Annotated in this window: 16 protein-coding genes and 1 pseudogene; 12 read left to right on the top strand and 5 right to left on the bottom strand. The window is 68.8% G+C overall.

Annotation, left to right across the window (positions count from 1 at the left end):
* From tssM to C8N38_RS21995, 12 genes are all read left to right on the top strand, one after another.
* A complete protein-coding gene (gene tssM, locus C8N38_RS14415; RefSeq protein WP_245895761.1) occupies nt 1-3,639 on the top strand; it encodes a type VI secretion system membrane subunit TssM in 3,639 nt (1,212 codons plus the stop codon).
* On the top strand, nt 3,636-4,325 hold the full coding sequence (gene tagF / locus C8N38_RS14410) for a type VI secretion system-associated protein TagF (RefSeq protein ID WP_108027861.1): 690 nt from the start codon (nt 3,636-3,638) through the stop codon (nt 4,323-4,325). Before tssM ends, tagF begins: the two co-directional genes overlap by 4 nt.
* A complete protein-coding gene (locus tag C8N38_RS14405) occupies nt 4,322-5,101 on the top strand; it encodes a PP2C family protein-serine/threonine phosphatase (protein ID WP_108027860.1) in 780 nt (259 codons plus the stop codon). Before tagF ends, C8N38_RS14405 begins: the two co-directional genes overlap by 4 nt.
* The gene (locus C8N38_RS14400; protein WP_108027859.1) at nt 5,098-7,155 is read left to right on the top strand and encodes a serine/threonine-protein kinase; all 2,058 of its coding nucleotides are present in this window, start codon (nt 5,098-5,100) and stop codon (nt 7,153-7,155) included. The genes C8N38_RS14405 and C8N38_RS14400 overlap by 4 nt, the downstream gene beginning before the upstream one ends.
* 183 nt (nt 7,156-7,338) lie before the next feature.
* Nucleotides 7,339-8,592: a DUF4123 domain-containing protein gene (locus tag C8N38_RS14395; protein WP_158272357.1), complete on the top strand. Its 1,254-nt coding sequence runs from the start codon at nt 7,339-7,341 to the stop codon at nt 8,590-8,592.
* Nucleotides 8,592-10,340 (top strand): hypothetical protein, encoded by a 1,749-nt coding sequence (locus C8N38_RS14390; RefSeq protein ID WP_108027857.1) that lies wholly within the window; start codon nt 8,592-8,594, stop codon nt 10,338-10,340. The genes C8N38_RS14395 and C8N38_RS14390 overlap by 1 nt, the downstream gene beginning before the upstream one ends.
* 85 nt (nt 10,341-10,425) lie before the next feature.
* The gene (locus tag C8N38_RS14385; RefSeq protein ID WP_108027856.1) at nt 10,426-11,349 is read left to right on the top strand and encodes a hypothetical protein; all 924 of its coding nucleotides are present in this window, start codon (nt 10,426-10,428) and stop codon (nt 11,347-11,349) included.
* On the top strand, nt 11,346-12,374 hold the full coding sequence (locus tag C8N38_RS14380; protein ID WP_146176286.1) for a hypothetical protein: 1,029 nt from the start codon (nt 11,346-11,348) through the stop codon (nt 12,372-12,374). The genes C8N38_RS14385 and C8N38_RS14380 overlap by 4 nt, the downstream gene beginning before the upstream one ends.
* The gene (locus C8N38_RS14375) at nt 12,371-13,399 is read left to right on the top strand and encodes a hypothetical protein (protein ID WP_146176285.1); all 1,029 of its coding nucleotides are present in this window, start codon (nt 12,371-12,373) and stop codon (nt 13,397-13,399) included. The genes C8N38_RS14380 and C8N38_RS14375 overlap by 4 nt, the downstream gene beginning before the upstream one ends.
* A 226-nt stretch (nt 13,400-13,625) precedes the next feature.
* Entirely contained in the window at nt 13,626-13,850 is a 225-nt protein-coding gene (locus tag C8N38_RS22000; RefSeq protein WP_245895760.1) for a hypothetical protein, read from the top strand.
* Nucleotides 13,851-14,188: 338 nt separating this feature from the next.
* Nucleotides 14,189-14,608 carry a DDE-type integrase/transposase/recombinase gene (locus C8N38_RS21725; protein WP_342750307.1) on the top strand — a complete coding sequence of 140 codons (420 nt, stop codon included), beginning with the start codon at nt 14,189-14,191 and terminating at the stop codon, nt 14,606-14,608.
* Entirely contained in the window at nt 14,587-14,826 is a 240-nt protein-coding gene (locus C8N38_RS21995) for an integrase core domain-containing protein (RefSeq protein ID WP_281258234.1), read from the top strand. The genes C8N38_RS21725 and C8N38_RS21995 overlap by 22 nt, the downstream gene beginning before the upstream one ends.
* A 173-nt stretch (nt 14,827-14,999) precedes the next feature.
* Here the strand turns inward: C8N38_RS21995 and C8N38_RS14360 are convergent, their stop codons facing one another.
* The 5 genes and pseudogenes from C8N38_RS14360 to C8N38_RS14340 all read right to left on the bottom strand — a co-directional run.
* Entirely contained in the window at nt 15,000-15,422 is a 423-nt protein-coding gene (locus C8N38_RS14360; RefSeq protein ID WP_146176284.1) for a GNAT family N-acetyltransferase, read from the bottom strand.
* Nucleotides 15,407-15,922, bottom strand: coding sequence for a hypothetical protein (locus C8N38_RS14355; protein ID WP_108027852.1), 516 nt, complete (start codon nt 15,920-15,922; stop codon nt 15,407-15,409). Before C8N38_RS14355 ends, C8N38_RS14360 begins: the two co-directional genes overlap by 16 nt.
* Nucleotides 15,923-15,925: 3 nt before the next feature.
* Nucleotides 15,926-16,399 carry a hypothetical protein gene (locus C8N38_RS21165; RefSeq protein ID WP_146176283.1) on the bottom strand — a complete coding sequence of 158 codons (474 nt, stop codon included), beginning with the start codon at nt 16,397-16,399 and terminating at the stop codon, nt 15,926-15,928.
* A gap of 391 nt (nt 16,400-16,790) precedes the next feature.
* Nucleotides 16,791-17,330 (bottom strand): plasmid partitioning protein RepB C-terminal domain-containing protein, encoded by a 540-nt coding sequence (locus tag C8N38_RS14345; RefSeq protein ID WP_108027850.1) that lies wholly within the window; start codon nt 17,328-17,330, stop codon nt 16,791-16,793.
* 35 nt (nt 17,331-17,365) lie between these two features.
* A pseudogene (locus C8N38_RS14340) lies at nt 17,366-17,738 on the bottom strand (MerR family DNA-binding transcriptional regulator); the annotation flags it as partial.
* Nucleotides 17,739-17,810 lie beyond the last annotated feature (72 nt).

Here is a 17,810-nt window from a genome sequence, read left to right as displayed (position 1 = left end):
ATGCGAAGAGCTCTTCGGGCGGTGGGCGCCGCCTTCGCCGCCATGTGGCGGGCGCGCTGGATGCGCGTCCTTCTGATCGTTCTGGGGCTCGTGGCGCTTGGCGCCGCGATCTGGTTCGGGCTGCCGATGACCGGATCGGCGCTGCTGGCCTCGGTCTGGTTCCGGGTCGGGCTGATCGCGCTGATCGCGGGCACGCTGGGGCTGGTCTATGGCCTCGGCTGGCTGCGCCGCCGCCGCCGCGCCGAGGCGCTGGAAGACAGCCTGATGGCCGAGCCCGCGGGCGATGGCCGGGTGCTGGCCGAGCGCATGCAGCAGGCGCTGGCCAAGCTGCGCCGCTCGGGCGGCAAGAGCGCGCTCTACGATCTGCCCTGGTATGTGATCATCGGCCCGCCGGGCGCGGGCAAGACCACCGCGCTTGCGAATTCCGGCATCGGCTTTCCGGGCCAGGACGGGCCCGGCTCGGGCGTCGAGGGCTTCGGCGGCACCCGCAACTGCGACTGGTGGTTCGCCGAAGAGGCGGTGCTGATCGACACCGCCGGGCGCTATACCACCCAGGACAGCGATGCCGAGGCCGACCGCGCCAGCTGGACCTCGTTCCTGCAGCTTCTCAAGAAGGGCCGTCCCGACCAGCCCGTGAACGGCGTGATCCTGGCGTTTTCGGTGGCCGACATGATGACCGCCTCCGAGGCCGACCTGACGCGCCATGCCGAGACCGTGCGCAGCCGGCTGGCCGAGCTGCACGAGACGCTCAAGATCGACGTGCCGGTCTATGTGCTGTTCACCAAGGCCGACCTGATCTCGGGGTTCCGGGAATATTTCGGCTCGTTCAGCCAGTCGCGGCGGCGGCTGGTCTGGGGCACCACCTTCCAGACCCGCGACCGCAGCGCGCGCACCTGCGAACTGGTTCCGGCCGAATTCGACGCGCTGGTGGCGCGGCTGTCGGACGAGGTCAGCGACCGCATGACCGAAGAGCCCGACGGCGCGGCCCGGATCGCGATCTTCGGGCTGCCCGGGCAGATGGCGATGCTGCGCGACACCGTCTCGGACTTTCTGCGCCGGGTCTTCGCGCCGACGCGCTATCAGTCGAACGCGATCCTGAGGGGCTTCTACTTCACCTCGGGCACCCAGGAGGGCACGCCCATCGACCAGGTGCTGGGGGCGATGGCCAAGGGCGGCGACGAGGCCGCCTTCCAGCCCGCCTTCCTGTCGGGCAAGGGCCGCAGCTACTTCCTGCATGACCTGCTGAAGAAGGTGATCTTCGAGGAGCGCGACTGGGTCGGCTTCGACCGCCGCGCGGTGCGCCGCCGCCAGATCCTGCGCAGTGCCGCCATGGTGCTGATCGCTGCGGTCACGCTGGGCGGCATGGCGGGGTTCGGCTACAGCTTCTGGCAGAATGCCAGCCTGCTGGCCGCCGCCGATGCCGATGCCGCCGCCTATCGCGACGCGGCGCGCAACGAGCTGGCGCGCACCGTCATCGACGATCCCGATGCCTCGGTGGTGCTGCCGCAGCTGCAGCGGCTTCGGCAGATGACCGCGGGCTATGTCGATCCGCGCCGTCCGGGCCTGTTCGAGGGGCTGGGGCTGTCGCGCCATGACGAGCTGCACGCCGCCGCCGACCGCGCCTATTCCGACGGACTGGAACGGATGCTGCGGCCGCGGCTGATCCTGGCGCTGGAAAACAGCCTGCCACAGCTCATCGCCGAGGACGACACCGCCGCGATCTACCGCGCGCTCAAGGTCTATCTGCTTTTGGGCGGGCAGGGCGGGACGCGCGGCGCCGAGGACGATGCCGTCGTCGCGGGCTATTTCGACGAGATCTGGCGCGCCCGCTTCGCCGCGCCGGGCGAGTTTCGGCTGCGCGAGGAGCTGACCCAGCATCTCGAGGCGATGCTCGATCTCGACGGCGATCGCCGGATCACCATCGGCATCGACCCCGAGATCGTGCGCAAGGCGCGCGATGCCATCGTCACCTTGCCGCTGGCCGATCAGGCCTATGCCTCGATCCGCGACCGGGCGCTGACCTCGGGCCTGCCGGCCTTTGCGCCGGCCGAGGCCATCGGCGGCCAGGTCGAGCGGGTGCTGGCCACCACCGACGGCACGCCGCTGGATAGTCTTTCGGTGCCGGGGCTTTACACCTTCGAGGGCTATTGGGGCTTCTTCCTCGACGAGCTGACCAATGCCCGCGCGCGTCTGAAGGATGACCGCTGGGTGCTGGGCGAGGCCGCCGACCGGGTCGATTACGACCGCCAGCTGGGCAGCCTCGAGCGCGATCTGCACCGGCGCTACCGGCAGGAATTCGACGCCGCCTGGACCGGGCTGCTGTCGCGGCTGACGCTGGCGCGGATGTCGGCCGACCCGCCGCGCTATGACGCGCTGGCCGCCGCCGCCTCGCCGGTCGATTCGCCGCTGGCCCGGCTGGTCGAGGAAATCGGCCGCCAGACCCGGCTGAGCCGGCTTTACGACGAGATCGACGCGATGGCGCCCGAGGATGCGGCCAAGGCCGCCGCGGGCGGCGATCTGGCGGGGAACATGGGCGATGCGGCCTTCTCGCGGATCTATTCGCGCTCGGGCGTGTTCCAGCGCGTGGTGCTGGATGCGGTCCAGGCCCGCGGCAAGAGCCAGGTTCGGGCGGGCGCCGTGTCCGAGGACTCGCAGCGTGCCCAGGTCCAGCGGATCTCGGACGATTTCGCCGACTGGCAACGGCTGCTGACCGGCGAGCCCGGCGCCCGGCCCATCGACGCGGTGCTGGCCAATCTGGCCGCGCTGCGCGAGAACCGGCGCAATGCCGCGCTGGCCCCCAGCCCCGCCGACGAGACCCTGCTGCGCCAGACCCTGTCGGCGCTGACCATGAACAACAGCGCCCTGCCGCCCGATCTCGGCCGGATGCTGAGCGCGGTCGAGGCCGAGTTCCGCTCGGAGGCGCAGGATGCCAGTCTGGGCCAGATCGAGCGGGCGATGAATGACGAGGTCGGCGCCTTCTGCCGCGAATTCATCGAGCCCTATTTCCCCTTCACCGAGGGCGGGCGCCATGTCTCGCCCGCCATTTTCGGGCAGTTCTTCGCGCCGGGCGGCCGGGCCGACCGTTTCTTCACCACCTATCTGCAGCCGCATGTGACGCGCGGCCCCGACGGGCTGGAACCGGTCCCGGGCAGTTCCATCGGCGAACGACTCTCGCCCGACCTGCTGAAGGCCTTCGACCGGATCGAGGCGATCCGCATGGCCTTCTTCGCCTCGGGCGCCTCCGAGCCGCGGGTCGACATGGCGGTGACGCATATCTCGTCCTCGCCCTCGGTCAATCTGGCGGTGCTGGCGATCAACGGGTCAGAATTGCGGACCCAGCCCGGCTCGACCCCGGGCGAACTCAGCTGGCCGGGCCCCGGATCGGGCGTGTCGCTGGGGCTGTTCCCGCAGCAGTCGGGGCGGCCGAACGGCATCCGCTTCGATGCCGGCCGCTGGGACATCGTGACCTTCCTGCGCACCGGCCGGAGCCGGGTCAACGGCACCTCGGTCGAGGTCACGCAGGATGTCGGCGGGCGCTCGATCACCTACCGTTTCTCGTTCGATTCGACGACGGTGCCCTTCCTGATGCCCGAGCTGGCGCAATTCTCCTGTCCGGTCTCGGTCGAGGACCGGCCATGACCGGGACGGGACGGGCAAGCATCGGGCTTCTGGGCAAGCATCCGGGCTATGGCGACTTCCTGCGCGCGGGGTTGTCGGACGAGGTGGCCGACGGGTTGACCGGCTGGATCGATGCCACGCTGGCCGAGCTGCGCGACGAGCTGGGCCAGGACTGGGGGCCGTTCTGGGACGGCGCGCAGGAGCTGCGCTTCCGGGTCGGGCGCGCGGTTCTGGGGCGGACGCTGGCCGGGGTCCTGCGGCCCTCCTGCGACCGGGTCGGGCGGCGCTATCCGCTGCTGCTTCTGACCGAGGGCGCCGAGGTCGCGCCGCCGACCGCCTCCGATGGCAGCCAGGATCTGTGGGCGGCGCTGTCGGCGCATCTGGACCGGGCCGAGCCGGGGCACGGGGCGCGGGCGCTGCTGCGCGGGCTCGATCTGGCCATCGAGGCCGAACCGGCGGGGCGGGCGGCCGAAGGTCCCGTGGTCTGGGCGCATCGGCCCGATGGCGATCTCGGCGCGCTGTTGCGCGCGGCGCGGTCGGTCGAGGCCGAGCGGGCCGGGCTTGTGCGGGCGCAGTTCTGGACCCCGGGCAACGGGCGCTGCGCCGCGCAATGGCTGGCCGGAACCGGGCTGCCCGAAGCGAGGGCGCTGGCCTGGATGCTGGCGGGGGTGCCCGCCGATGGCTGCGACGCGGGAGCGCAGCAATGAGGCCAGCGGCGCATTGGAACGGCTGCTTCCTGCTCGAGACCGGGATGGCGACCGATGTCGGCTGCCGCCGCGAGATCAACGAGGACGACATGATCGCCCGGCCCGATCTGGGGCTCTGGGCGGTGGCCGACGGCATGGGCGGGCATGCGGCGGGCGAATTCGCCAGCCAGGCCATCGTCGCCGAGCTGGCCGAGGCCGGGCTGCCCGCCTCGGCGGTCGATCTGCAGGCCCGCTTCATGGAGCGGCTGATCCGCGCCAATGACCGCATCCGCGCGCATTCGGCCGAGCTGGCTGCGGGGCCGATCGGCTCGACCGTGGCGGCGCTGCTGGTGCATGCGGATGGCTATGCCGTGGTCTGGTGCGGCGACAGCCGGGGCTATCTGCTGCGCGACGGCCATCTGGTGCAGCAGAGCCGCGACCATACCGAGCTGCGCGCCGCGCTGGAGGCGGGGCGGATCACGCCGGAAGAGGCCAGGACCTGGCCCCGGCGCAATGTCATCACCCGCGCCATCGGGGTCGGCCCCGCCCCGGAATGCGACATCGTCTCGGGCCGGATCGCGCCGGGCGATCTGTTCCTGCTCTGCTCGGACGGGCTGACCGAGCATCTGGACGATGCCGAGATCGCCGACATCCTGCTGGATCTGCCGCCGCAGGCCGCCTGCGACGCGCTGATCGCCGAGACCGTGGCGCGGGGCGCGCGCGACAATGTCACCGCCGTGGTGCTGGCCTGCCGCAGCGGCGATGACGATGACGAGAAGACGGCGCCGCCGCTATGACCGGAGCCGACGAACCGCGGAACGGGGGGCAGGACGGGACCGGCCCCGACCCCGACCGCAGGGAGATCTCGTCCCCGCCGCCCGCAGAGGAGGGCGCGGCGTCCGACCGGACGCGCCTCTCGGCCGCGCCGGTCGCGCCCGAGGCCGCGGATGACGAGCGCACCGCCTTCGTGGCGCCGGGCGGCGCAGAAGACGCGACCCGGATCGCGGCGCCCCCATCCCCGGCCGGGCCGGATGCGTCCCCGGCGGCGGCGGAGGCCCGCGTGCCGATCCTGTCGGCCGGAACCGTCATCAACAACAATTACCGGATCGCCGGGGTGCTCAACGCGGGCGGGATGGGGGCGGTCTATCACGGCGTCGAGATCGGCACCGGCGATCCGGTCGCGATCAAGGCGATCCTGCCGGATCTGGCCGCCGATCCGCGCGCGGGCGCGCTGTTCCGCAGCGAGGCGCGGATGCTGCGCCAGCTCGCCGACGATGCCATCGTGCGGTATTACAACTACGTCCACGACCATGCGCTCGACCGCTATTTCCTGGTGATGGAATTCATCGAGGGCATCACGCTGTCGGACCATATGGCGCGCTCGGGGCCGTTGCCGCCGGCCGCCGCCGAGGCGCTGATCCGCAGGCTGGCCCGGGCCCTGTCCCGGGCGCATGCCCTGGGCGTGATCCATCGCGACCTGTCGCCCGACAACGTGATGCTGCCCGGCGGCGCGGTGGCCGAGGCCCGGCTGATCGATTTCGGCATCGCCCGGTCGGCGCGGCTGTCCGAGGACGAGGCGCCGGGCACCTTCGCGGGCAAGCTGAAATATGTCGCGCCCGAGCAGCTTGGCCATTTCGGCGGCCATGTCGGCCCCGAGACCGATATCTACGGGCTGGCGCTGCTGGTGGGGGCGGCGCTGTCCGGCCGCGCGCTGCCGATGGGCAACAGCATCGAGGAGGCGGCCGAGCGGCGGCAGCGCGTGCCCGACCTGTCCGGCGTGTCGCCCGGGCTCAGGCCGCTGCTGAGCCATATGCTCGAACCCGACCCGGCGGCGCGCCCGGCCTCGATGGACGAGGTGCTGCGGCTGATCGAGCATCCGCATCTGTTGCCGCCGCGCTATGGCGGACCCAGCGTGGCGGTGCCCGGCGGGCTGACCCTGCCGCCCGGGCTGGGACGGCCGGGCGCCGCGCGCGCGGCCGGGTCCGGGCGGGGCGCGGGGCCCGCGTCCGATCTGGTGCCCGATCCGGGGCCCGAGCCGCCCCGCGACCGCGCCGCGCTGCGGCTGATCGGCGGGCTCGCTTTGGTGTTTCTGGCGCTTCTGGGCGCGGCCGGCTGGTATGGCTGGACCACCGGGCTGATCGGTCCGGGCAAGCCCCCCGAGGGCGGGATCGAGGCCCGGCTGCCGCCGCGCCAGGAGGCCGGTCGTGCCGGGTTCCTGGCCGCCTGGCAAAGCGGGCCCTGCAGCTATCTGACCCGGGTCGAGACCGGGCCGCGCGCCGGCGTGGTCGAGCGCTACGGGCACCGGCGCGGGGACGCGGCCACGGACAACGCCACGGACAATGCCGCGCTGGCCGAGGCCTACGAGGCGCAATTCGGCAGCCGCCCGGCGGTGCTCGACCGGCCGGTCGCCGAGGCGCAATGCGCCGTGCTCGATTTCGCCCGCAGCCTTCAGGCCCGGCCCGGCCCGTTACCGGTGCTGTCGGCGACGCCCGAGCGGGTCGCGAGCGGCGAGGAGGTTCTGGCCGCGGTCGCGGCACCCGGTCCGGCGCGGCTCTGGGTGGCGCTGGTCGCGCCCGACGGGGCGGTCTACGACCTGACCGACCGGATCGGGCCGGATGGCAACCTGCGCTTCGGCCTGAGCCTGCCCGAGGGCGCTCCTGCCGCGCCACAGCTTTTGCTGGCGGTGGCCGCGACCCGGCCGCTGGCGTCGGCCGCGACCGCTGCCGACGGCACCCCCGCCGCGCGCCTGCTGCCTGCGCTGCTGGAGGAAATCGCCGGGCGGGGCGACGGGGCCGGGGTCGCGCTGGCGCATCTCGAGCTGGTGCCGCCGGGACCGGAGGCAGACGAATAGGCGCCGGACCGGGCCGGCAGGATCTCGCCGAAAATCCGGCCCGCGGCGATTGCTGCTGCCTGGAATGCCTCTATGTTGCCGTTGCGCCGACCTGGCACGACTGTGACGAGTGAGAACCATGCTGTTCGTTTCAAAGGAAAACCAGCGGTCCGATGCGGTGCTGCGCCGCACGGAGCCCGGGCTGTGACACGTCCCTCCGACCCGCTTCTTGCGGCCCGCTACACGGCCCGCGATCGCCTTGCCGCCGAGGTCGGCGGACAGGTCGCGATGCGCGCGCCGGACCATCCCGAATTCAGGGCCCATGTCGCCGAGGCGCTGCTGGCCCAAGGCTACCGGATGACCGGTTTCGAGCCGCTCGACCCGCAAAGCCTTTCGATCGATCCGGCGGCGAGCGTCTCGCTCGGGCGCGGGCGTCCGGTCTTTCTCGACAGCCCGGCGCCGAGCCGCGAGCGCCCGCAAGCGGCCGGGCTCAGGGCGCTCGATTTCGCGGAATGCGGCTGGCCCGCGCTGTTCGAGGGGCCCGGCCCGGCCTGGGCGCTGATCGACCCGGTCTGCTGGCCCGATGCGCTGGAGCTCTTGCGCGACCGCGCGCAGGGCGCGCTTTGCCTCTATGCCACGCCCGATGCCGACCGTCAGGCCGCCGCGCCCTGGCTGGTGCCGCTGTCGAGCCGCGATCCGGTCAGCCGCGCGCTGATGGCGCTGGCGCCCGACCGCCATGCCGGGATCTGCTTCCAGAGCCAGGCCGGGGCGATGGCGCTGCGGGCGCATTTCCGGCGCTACACCATGGCCTGGCTGCCCGGGCGCGAGGCGGCGCCGCTGTATTTCCGCTTTCACGATCCGCGGGTGCTGTCGGACATGGCCCAGGCGCTGGAACCCGCGCGTTTCGCGGGCTTCGCGGCCCCTGTGCGGCGCTTTTTCCTGCCGCTTTCGCCCGAGCTGTCGCTGGCCGCGCATCTGCCCGGCGACCCGGTCGGGCCGCTTGACGATCCCGCGACGCTGCAGGGCAGGCTGGTGCGGCTGGCGCCGCGCGGGCGGGCGGTGGCACCCGGCAACCTGCATGTGACCGAGGCCGAATTCGCCCGCTTCGACCGGCTCAAGCGGGAACGCACGGCGCAGTCGGTGGCGCGCGGGCTGTACCGTTCGCTGGGGCAGGACAAGGGCCCCGAGGCCTGCCTTGAGGCCGCCAGCCAGGCAATGCGGCTGGGCGAACTCCACGACATGCCGTCGCGGGCGCAGGTGGGCGCGCTGGCTCGCGCGGTGCTGTTCTTCGGCGCCGATTTCGCGGACAGGGATCGCCGGGCCGCGGCGATTCTCGAGGATCGCCGCGGCCTGCCGTTCCAGCGCAAGGACCGGCTGCTGCGCTGGCTGGCGATGGCGCTTGGCGAACGCGGGGGCGCGGTTCTGGCCGCGCCTGCACTCAGGACAGGACAGGGATGATGGCGGGACCGACGATGAATGCCGAAGAGGCGCTGCTTTGGGCCCTGGGGTCCGACATGCCGCAGCCGCCCCTCATGCTGAACACGCTGACGATGAACCCGCCGATGATCGCGGCCGAGACCTCGCCCGGCCACCGCCGGATGCTGCAGGAGCAGCTTGACCGGGCGGTGGAGCAGGCCAACGCGCTGCGCGCGCGGGAAGAGGCCGAGGTCTTCGATCTGGCCAATGGCGGCGCGGCCTGCGACTGCGCCCCGGGCGAGCCCTGTTGTCTCAAGGAATTCGTGATCGAGGATGCCGGGGATGCCAGCCGCAAGGTGACCTGGCCCGTGCCCGAGAACGGACCGCGCACGCTGTTTCTGACCTGCAAGGACCCTTATGGCGGCCAGCCCTCGGCCAAGGCCAGGCTGAAGATCACCAGCAAGGAGGACTGCAAGCAGGGCAAGGCGGGCGTGCCCTCGCTGCGGCCGTCGAATTTCGCCGACGACAATTCCGACATTCCCGACAGCGACGAGCGGATCGTCACCACGCCGTTCCAGATGCCGGCGCTGTCGGGCAAGATCCTGCCGCCAGAGGTGATCACCGCAGTCTATATTCTGGGGCTCGCGATCCAGAGCTCGACCTATCGGGCGCAGCGCAGTCCTGCGGCCGGGGCCAACCAGTGCGTCGGGACAGGCTTCGGCGGGCTGACGGTCTGCCCGCTGCCGCATGCCAAGCTCGAGGCCGAGCTCGAGGGCAGCGTCGGCATCACGATCTTCTCGAGCCGCCTGCCGACGCTGTCGGCCAAGCTGACCGGCAAGATCACCGGCGAGGTCGGCAACCAGACCCTGGAATTCGAGAAATCCGGCGAGGCCGAGGAGAAGCAGGCCCCCGCGACCCGGGCGCAGGAGCGGCAGCAGCAGGGCGAAAGCACTCCTCTGATCTCCTTCATCGAGGACATTCAGGACGCGATGAACGGTCTGGCCGGCGAGTCGGGTTCGCCGGATGCGCTGCGGGCGCCGCAATCGGATGCCTTCGGCTCGTCGATCGGGATCGAACTCAAGCTGGGGCTGAAGATCGGCACTCTCGAGCTGAAGGGCAAGGAGGCCTCGCCCGATCTGTCGCTGGCCCTGTCGGGCTGCGAGGTGACCTACGGGCTGTCGGTGACCGGCAAGATGGACCTGTTGGATCTGTTCCTGTCGCGCTTCCCCAGGGGCCCCGAGATCCGGCGGCGTCTGGCCAATCCGGGCAATGCGGTTTCGGCCTCGGCGCAATGTGCCATCGAGGTCGGCGGCGCGGGCGATCTGAGCTATGGTATCGGCGATATCGCCAGCCTCACCATCGGCAATGCCGATGATTGGGAGGCCCGCCTGGAAGAGATCGAGCATACCTTCACCGCGAAGGCCAGGATCACCGGTAAGGTCTTTGCCGACGCAAGGCTCGAGGCCGAAACCTGGTTCTTCAAGGCCGAAGCGGCGGCCGGGGCCTCGGTCAGCACGGGCTGGCATTTCGGCGGTCGCGTCGTGCGGAGTCAGGGTGGCGGCCGAAAGACCGAGAAGCTTTATCATTTCGAGGGCGTCGTCTTGCGGGCCTATGCCACGGTGTCGGTGTCCGCAGCGGCGTCGAAATCGGACTCGAGCAGCGATGTCTTCGGCGATTACGCCTCGACAAGCAGCGTTTCGGGGGGTGTCACCGCGAAAAGCAACCTCGCCGAACCGGATTACACGCTCGAGATCATGTCGCCCGAGGGAGAAAAAGATGGCTGGATCTGAACGGCAGCCGGGCCGGCGCCGGTTTCTCGCCGCTGCCGCGGCATTCGCCGGCATGGGCGCCACAAAAGTTTTTGCGAGAGGAAAGATGACTGATTATCCGACGAATGCCTATTCCCTGATCTGCATGGGGCATCATGCGGTTCTGGAGGTCTATCTGAACGGCGCGCCGACGATCCTGCATGCCAGCCCCGGGGATCTGGTCTTTTCCTTCCCGGCGACCGAGCTGCTGCGCGACGGGGCGAACCGGCTGGATGTGGTCTATGAACCCCTCGATGTCGAGAAGCGCAGCTATACGCCCACGCCCGAGGTCTCGGTGCAGATCCAGCTGTCGCAGGGGCGCCTGGGCGAGGCCACGCTCCTGAACGCGCGCTACGGCATGGAGGAGGAACGGCTGGTATCCGAGCCCCTGACGGTGTTCAGCGGGCGGCCGGTGCAGCCCGATCTGGGCAATATCTCGCGGCCCAGACCCGAGGCCGAGCGGCCCTTCACGATCTGGTTCGGCGACGGCAAGCCCTCGCGGGAGTTCACGCGGATCGTCCCGGTCGAGTTTCGGATCGACGATGCGCCGCTGGGCGACGTGGCCTGGGCCGGGACCGAGCCGCTCGAGGATGACGGCGACACCCGCGACGCGCTGTGGCAGGCGATGGCGCGGCTGCATCAGGCCGTCGAGCGGCGCGACCGCGAGGGCTTCGTCGAGATCGCGGGGCCCTATCTGGCGCGGATGGCGCATATCTGGGGCAAACCCGATGCGGGGGCGGCGGCCGACACGATCCTGGCCCGGGCGCCCTGGGCGTCGGAGCGTGCCGCGGGAATGGTGCCGCTCTTGTCGCGCCAGGAAGCGCGGAGCGCCACGCTGGCCTTCGGCTCGGACCGGCGGCTCGTGGAATTCTCGGACCGCCGGGTTGCCGCGACCGATGCGGGCGGCGAGGTGCTGTCGGCCCTGCCGCTCTATTTCGCGCGGCAACCGGGTGGCCCGTTCCTGGCCTGCTTCTCGAGGGATATGGCGTGACCCTCGAGTCCCCGGCCCTTGCGCTCCGTCGTCGCTTTCTGGGCGGAGCGCTGGCTGCAACTGCGGTGGTTGTGCTGCCGTCGAGGCCATGGGCGCAAGGCTCGGAGGGGCCGCAAAGAAATTACGGGCTTTCCTGTTTCGCTGAAAACGCGACGGTCGAGCTATTCATCAACGGTGCGCCGACGGCGCTTCATGCGTCTCTGGAGAAGATGGTCTGGAGTTGGCCCGTGCGCGACTTTCTGCGCGACGGCACGAACCGGATCGATATCGCCTACGAGCCGATCAATCCGGCCGAGCGAAATTACACGCCCAATCCGGACGTGGCGATCCAGATGGAATTGTCGCGGGGAAGGCTGCCGGCAGCCGTTCTCTTCAACGCCAGTTACGACATGGAGCAGGGCCGCCTCGCGCTCCGGCCGAAGACCATCTTCGGTGGCAATCCGGTGCAGGGCGACGTCGGCAGCATTTCCCGACCCCGGGTCGGCCCCGAAGAGCCCTATGTCATGGAATTCGGTTTCGGAAAGGGGACGCGCCCGGAGTATTCGCGCATGCTGGGCGTCGAGTTCCAGATCGACGATCCCGCGCTGCGCGATGTCGCCTGGGCCGGAACCGAGCCGCTGACCGACACGCCCGAGATGCGCGATGCGCTCTGGCAGGCGATGGCGCGGCTGCATCAGGCGGTGGAACGGAAGGATCGCGCGGCCTTCGTCGAGATCGCCCGGCCGTTTCTGGCGCGCCTGGCCTACATGCTGGGCAGGCCCGATGCGGCCACGATGGCGGATTTCCTTTTCGGCAAGGTGGCCTGGGCCTCCGACAGAGCAGCAGGCATGCGCCCGCTGCTGTCGCGCGAAGAGGCCCAGAAGGTTGCGCTGCATTTCGGGTCGGACCGGCGGCTGGTCTGCTTTGCCGATTACCAGGTGGCGGCGCTCGATCACGACGGTGATTTCCTGTCGATGCTGCCGGTCTATTTCGCGCGGCAACCGGGTGGCCCGTTCCTGGCCTGCTTCTCGAGGGATATGGCGTGACCCTCGAGGCCCCGGCCCTTGCGCTCCGTCGTCGCTTTCTGGGCGGAGCGCTGGCTGCAACTGCGGTGGTTGGGCTGCCGTCGAGGCCATGGGCGCAAGGCTCGGAGGGGTCGCGAAACACCTACACGCTTTCCTGCATGGCCCGGAACGCGACGGTCGAACTGTTCGTAAACGGCGCTCCGACGGCGCTTCACACCTCGCTCAAGGACATGGCCTGGACGTTCTTCGTGCCGGATTTCCTGCGCGATGGCGCGAACCGGATCGACATCGCCTATGAGCCGCTCAATCCCGAGGAGCGCAACTACACCCCCAACCCGGATGTCGCGATCCAGGCCGAACTGGCGCAGGGACGGCAGGAGCCTGCCATCCTGTTCAATGCCAGCTACGATATGGACGAGGGCCGGCTCGCGCCGCGCGAGACGGAGATCTTCAGCGGGATTCCGGTGCGCCGCGATGCGGGCACCATTTCTCGGATCCGTGCCGGAGCCGAAGAGCCCTTCGTGATCCGGTCCGGCAAGGGCAACGCCACGCGTCCCGAATACACGCGGATCCTCGCCATCGAGTTTCAGGTCGACGATCCGTCGCTGGGCGATGTCGCCTGGGCCGGAACCGAGCCGCTGACCGATACGCCCGAGATGCGCGATGCGCTCTGGCAGGCGATGGCGCGGCTGCATCGGGCAGTGGAACGAAAGGATCGCGTGGCCTTGGTAGAGATCGCCCGGCCGTATCTTTCGCGGTTGGCCTACATGCTTGGTAAGGCCGATGCGGACGCGGCGGCGGCCATGATCCTCGACTCCGCGCCATGGGCGTCGGATAAGGTTGCCAGCCTGCGTCCGCTCCTGTCGCGAGAAGAGGCCAGGGGCGCGGCGCTGCTTTTCGGATCGGACCGGCGGCTGGTCTGCTTTGCCGATCACCGGGTGACGGCTCTTGATCGCGACGGGAATTTCCTGTCCACGTTGCCCTTCTATTTCGGGCGTCGACCCGGGGGGCCGATGCTTGGCTGTTTCTCGCGGCACATGAAGTGAAGCCTGCCGCTAGAACCGTTGCGGCCCCGCCGGGGCCGACCGTGCCGGAACGCGGCCGATCAGATGTCGGCCGCCGCCATTTCCTCGTCCCTGCGATGGGCATGGCGGCGCTGTCGGGGGGGGGCGGCTGTATCGACCGAGTGAAAAGCTGCTCATGCCACAAGGGAGAACGTAGCAATGAGCATGACGATGGACGACAGCATCAAGCGTTGGACGGCGAAGCGGAGTGAGGCTGCAATCCGCCATCGGTCCGAGGATGCATCCGAACGCTCTGGTGATCGAGATCATCCAGGGCAAGACGACCGTGTCGGAGGCAAGTCGATCATTCGACCTCACACCCTCCGAGATCGAGGGCTGGGTCGAGGATGCGAAGCGGGGTATGGAGAATTCCCTGCGCGCCAACCCGCTCGACATCCGCGAGCAATACGAGAAGCAGCTCCGGCACCTGTAAGGCAAGCCTATGGCGAGGCCATGCTGGAGCTACGGGCCCGAAAAAAGCTTCAGGCCTTGCTGGATGCGCAGGACGGGAATTGATCCGTCGCATCCAGCAGGGCCTCTTGGCGGAGCGCCTTGCGGTGTCGATCGCCAAGCTCTGCACGTGGTTCGGCATTCCCCGGCGCATGGTCTGCTACACACCGGTGAAACCCGCGCCGAAGGTCGATCCCCGCTTTGCCGATCCGATCAGGAAGATGATCGAGGAGGAGCCGTCCTTCGGATATCGGACCGTGGCCTGGCTCCTGGGCTTCAACAAGAACACGGTGCAGAGGGTTCGGCATCTCTCTCGGACCGATGGCGTTCGATGCCTCACTCCAGATCAAGGGTTGGCAGGTTCGCAAGCGCGCCGTGGGCATGCGGCCCCGCATTCAGGCCGTTCCTTCAGTCGCAGCTGCGCCGAACGAGAGATGGTCGACCGATCTCGCCCGCATCTGGACCGGCAAGGACGGCCGGGCTTCACTGGCCTTGGTGGTCGACTGCCACACCCGCGAGCTGTTGGGCTGGCACCTGTCGAAGTCGGGCAAGGCCACGACCGCCAGCGCCGCGCTGGAACATGCCGTGATCGCGAGGTTCGGCACCCTGGGCCGGGTCGAGGAGGGGTTCCTGCTGAGGTCGGACAACGGCATTCGCCATCGGGCTCGAACCAATGGCGCCTCAATGGCTCATTCTTCACCAGCCACCACTTCACGGCCATCGTCCGCAGCTACGGGCTGAAGCAGGAGTTCATCACCCCGCACTGCCCGCAGCAGAACGGCATGGTCGCGCGCATCATCCGGACGCTCAAGGAGCAGTGCGTGCATCGCCACCGTTTTGAGACCATTCAACATGCGATGCGTGTGATCGGTGACTGGACCGCATTCTACACCCACCGCCGCCCTCATCAGGCGCTTGCCATGCGCACGCCTGTCGAGGCATGCAGATTAGCGGCCTAACCTGAGCAGAGTCCGCTGGGTCGATACAAATAGCGGTTTTCGATTGCAGCCAACCCGTAAGCGGACAGTCCGCTTACGGCAGAGAGTGATCTTCCCGGGGATAAGGCACGGTCCGCTCGCAAATTCTCAACGCGCCAGAACAGTGCAGCTTTTTAAAAGGAACCTTGGCGTGTCTATGGGCGATCAAGGCAGAAGATCGTTCGGTGGGCCTGATCGGCAATCAAACGCATCCCACCCGCGCGCGCGGTCCGGTTGGCGACGGTGTTCTCCTTCGCTATTTCTGCGAGGACGACTGTATTGGCATCGTTCGGCAGCTGCGTGAGAGCGCGGCGCAACGCCACTTTGCCCCAGCCGCGCCCCCTTAGCCCGGGCGAGAGCCAGAAACCCAATTGCGCGACGGACTGGTGATAGAGGAGCAGAAAGCCTTCGCTCTCGGAGGCAGAGGCCCACCATGCAAAGCTGCGGATGCGCGCATCAAGGCCGCTCCACAGCCATGCGCGCAATTCTGCTGGCGTCTGCGCGGTGGTGAGGACTTCCGGGGGATACCATCCAGCGGGCCAGAGATCAGGCGCGCCGTCCCCTATTTCGCCAGCCATTCCGCCTCCAGCTCGTCGCAATAGGCCTGCATATCGGCAAGCGGGATGTCCTTCAGCAAGAAGAGACGCGCTGCCTCGGCCACGGCATCCGCGACCGCAGGGTCTGTGTCTGCGATCACCACCAGCTCTTCCATGCGGTCGACGGCCGGAGCGCTCTGGCCATCGGCAGGCAGCTCCCATCCGGGAGGTTGCTGCCGGATGGCGGCCGAGGCAAAGAGCTGGCTTTCGGATCGGCTCTCCCCGTCCGGCGGGTCGTTGTGAAGCAGCCGCAGCCCGCGTCCGATCCGCGGGATCCAGAAGCTCAGAAGCACCGGCGTTCCGAAATTCTGGCTGTCCTGGTCCGCCTCGGCCAGCGGCACCACCAGTGCGCCCGCCTCGGGGCCGATTGCTTCGCGGATCACCGCTGGCCAGTAGAGTTCGAGCAGGAGGAACTCGGCCTCGCTGGTGCGGAAGCGGGAAAAGGGAAAGTTGGGGAGTGCCTCAAGTGCGCTGCGATCCATGCGCTACACCGGGAAATTCGGCGAACAGCCGTAATTGTCGATGTCCATCCGCTTGCCGCCGGAGCGGTCGCTGGCAGGAAACGAGCGCTGTCCCAGCGGAGGATTGGAATTGATATAGCGCTCGAGCTTTGTCTTCGACTGGACGCGGATCGCCTGTTGGTGCTTGTTCAGCAGTGCCCAGGTGGCATTGGAAAGCGCAATCCCCTCGGCGTGGGTGACCGGAGCACTGGTCTTGACGATGGGCGGTGCGCCGATTGTCGATGACGAGGTGCCGCCGCAGTCGTTGCCCTGGGCATGCACCCGAACCGTCCATGGCCGGTCGCAGGTTTTGGTCTGGGTGTCGGTCTCGGTGCGGGGGACTGCCGGCGCGCGCTCGCGCGTTGCTCCATACCAAAGGAGTGTGCCGAGGCCGACCACGCCAAGGACGGCCCAGCCCGGCCGACCGGCGAATGTGAGGGGAAGTGCGGCAGGAGCCATCTCAACTCCCCTTGCTTCTGGAAATCATCTGATAGGCGGTAATCAGTTGTCGGGCCTTCGCCCGCCCTGACAGGAAAGGATTGCAAGTTGCATAGAAGAACGCTGGCTCGCGCAAAAGCTTCATCCCGGTCATCACGGTTATCGATACCAGGGCTGCCGCTTCGCGGATGTCGCGGATGCCCGAAGGGCGTCGTTGTCAAGACCTGCATGGCCATTCACGAGGCAAAGCTTTCCGGCCCGCCCGCAACTGCGGCGGTTGAGAGATGTCAACTCATGGCCCAGAATCGAAGGTGCTGGACAACGATAGGGGCCTCTCGGGATGCGTCCTCGGAGGCTTCTTCTTTTGGTCCTTCCTGTCTCGTGCCTCCTTTTGGTGTTTACGCTGCTCTTCTCAGTCCTCGCGCCCGTCCTGCCAGTCGCCATGCAGATGGGCGAGGTTCTCGACCAGCCACTTCTCGAACCCGGCCGACACGCCATTGTCGACGCTGAGCACGGTGCGGCCGCGCTTGCGCGCCACCTCGGCCAGCGCGCGGCCATCGGCGACGGTCACGATGCGGGGGCGCGGGGCAGGGGGGCGAGGTTGGGCCAGAGCCGCCATCACCGCCTCGAACCGGGCGTCGGAACTCTCGCCCACTGCCCGGTCGGCCAGATCGCGGCCCTTGAGCTTGTCGGCCAAGGCCAGCCAGCGGTCGCGCCCGATGCCCGGCGCCGACCCGATCACCTCGATCAGGACCCGGTCAGCTACGGAAAGCATTTGCGAAATCAATATCTTGTCGACATGGAGCGCGTCGCAGATGATCTTGCGGTCATAACCCGCGTCGCGCATCTGGCGGGCGAAATTGGCCCGTTCGATGAAGGTCAGATCGCGCCGCGCGGCGTTTTCCTGGCCCTGCGCGATCACCAACCCGCAATCGTCCAGCTCCCGCACCATGGCCTTGATCGGCAGGTGCAGCGCCTTCAGCGCGGCGACCCGCCCTTGAAGTTGATGACGGTGATGACCTGCAGATGGTCGCCCTCGCGCCGTCCGGGCAGGTAGGTGCCGGGCGTTTTCGTCCCGGCCTCGAGGAACTTGCGCAGCTCCTGGATGTTCTCGGGGCTGTAATAGCGGTGGCCATTGGCGCGAATCTCTGGCGATGGGCCCTTGCCGTCCAGATGCAGCTTGCGCAGATAGGCATCCTTGACGCCCAGAAGCTGGGCGACCTCACCCGAGGGGAATCGGCGCAGGGTCCGCTTGGCGTCCGGGGGGAAAGAGCTGTGCCCTATGTGCCTGTAATCTTTCGGAAAGCTCTTGCGCGTGCTCTCCGCCCAACAGGTCGATGCGTTCCTGCCTGCGGACCATTTCTGCCCTCGGACCCGGAACCGTTTGTTACGGTTTCCCGCGTTTTGTTCCCTTTTTTCCGTATATTGCTGG

It is taken from the genome of Rhodovulum kholense (assembly GCF_003053725.1).
In the GTDB taxonomy this organism is placed as follows: Bacteria; Pseudomonadota; Alphaproteobacteria; order Rhodobacterales; family Rhodobacteraceae; genus Rhodovulum; species Rhodovulum kholense.
The sequence above is the reverse complement of the archived record's forward strand: the minus strand, read 5'-3'. Positions and strand labels throughout refer to the sequence as shown.

Bases quoted from the DNA above. Each gene is read 5' to 3' on its own strand.
- tssM (WP_245895761.1), top strand. From the start codon at position 1: ATGCGAAGAGCTCTTCGGGCGGTGGGCGCCGCCTTCGCCGCCATGTGG.
- tagF (WP_108027861.1), top strand. From the start codon at position 3,636: ATGACCGGGACGGGACGGGCAAGCATCGGGCTTCTGGGCAAGCATCCG.
- C8N38_RS14405 (WP_108027860.1), top strand. From the start codon at position 4,322: ATGAGGCCAGCGGCGCATTGGAACGGCTGCTTCCTGCTCGAGACCGGG.
- C8N38_RS14400 (WP_108027859.1), top strand. From the start codon at position 5,098: ATGACCGGAGCCGACGAACCGCGGAACGGGGGGCAGGACGGGACCGGC.
- C8N38_RS14390 (WP_108027857.1), top strand. From the start codon at position 8,592: ATGGCGGGACCGACGATGAATGCCGAAGAGGCGCTGCTTTGGGCCCTG.
- C8N38_RS14385 (WP_108027856.1), top strand. From the start codon at position 10,426: ATGACTGATTATCCGACGAATGCCTATTCCCTGATCTGCATGGGGCAT.
- C8N38_RS21725 (WP_342750307.1), top strand. From the start codon at position 14,189: ATGGCGTTCGATGCCTCACTCCAGATCAAGGGTTGGCAGGTTCGCAAG.
- C8N38_RS14360 (WP_146176284.1), bottom strand. From the start codon at position 15,422: ATGGCTGGCGAAATAGGGGACGGCGCGCCTGATCTCTGGCCCGCTGGA.
- C8N38_RS14355 (WP_108027852.1), bottom strand. From the start codon at position 15,922: ATGGATCGCAGCGCACTTGAGGCACTCCCCAACTTTCCCTTTTCCCGC.
- C8N38_RS21165 (WP_146176283.1), bottom strand. From the start codon at position 16,399: ATGGCTCCTGCCGCACTTCCCCTCACATTCGCCGGTCGGCCGGGCTGG.
- C8N38_RS14345 (WP_108027850.1), bottom strand. From the start codon at position 17,330: ATGGTGCGGGAGCTGGACGATTGCGGGTTGGTGATCGCGCAGGGCCAG.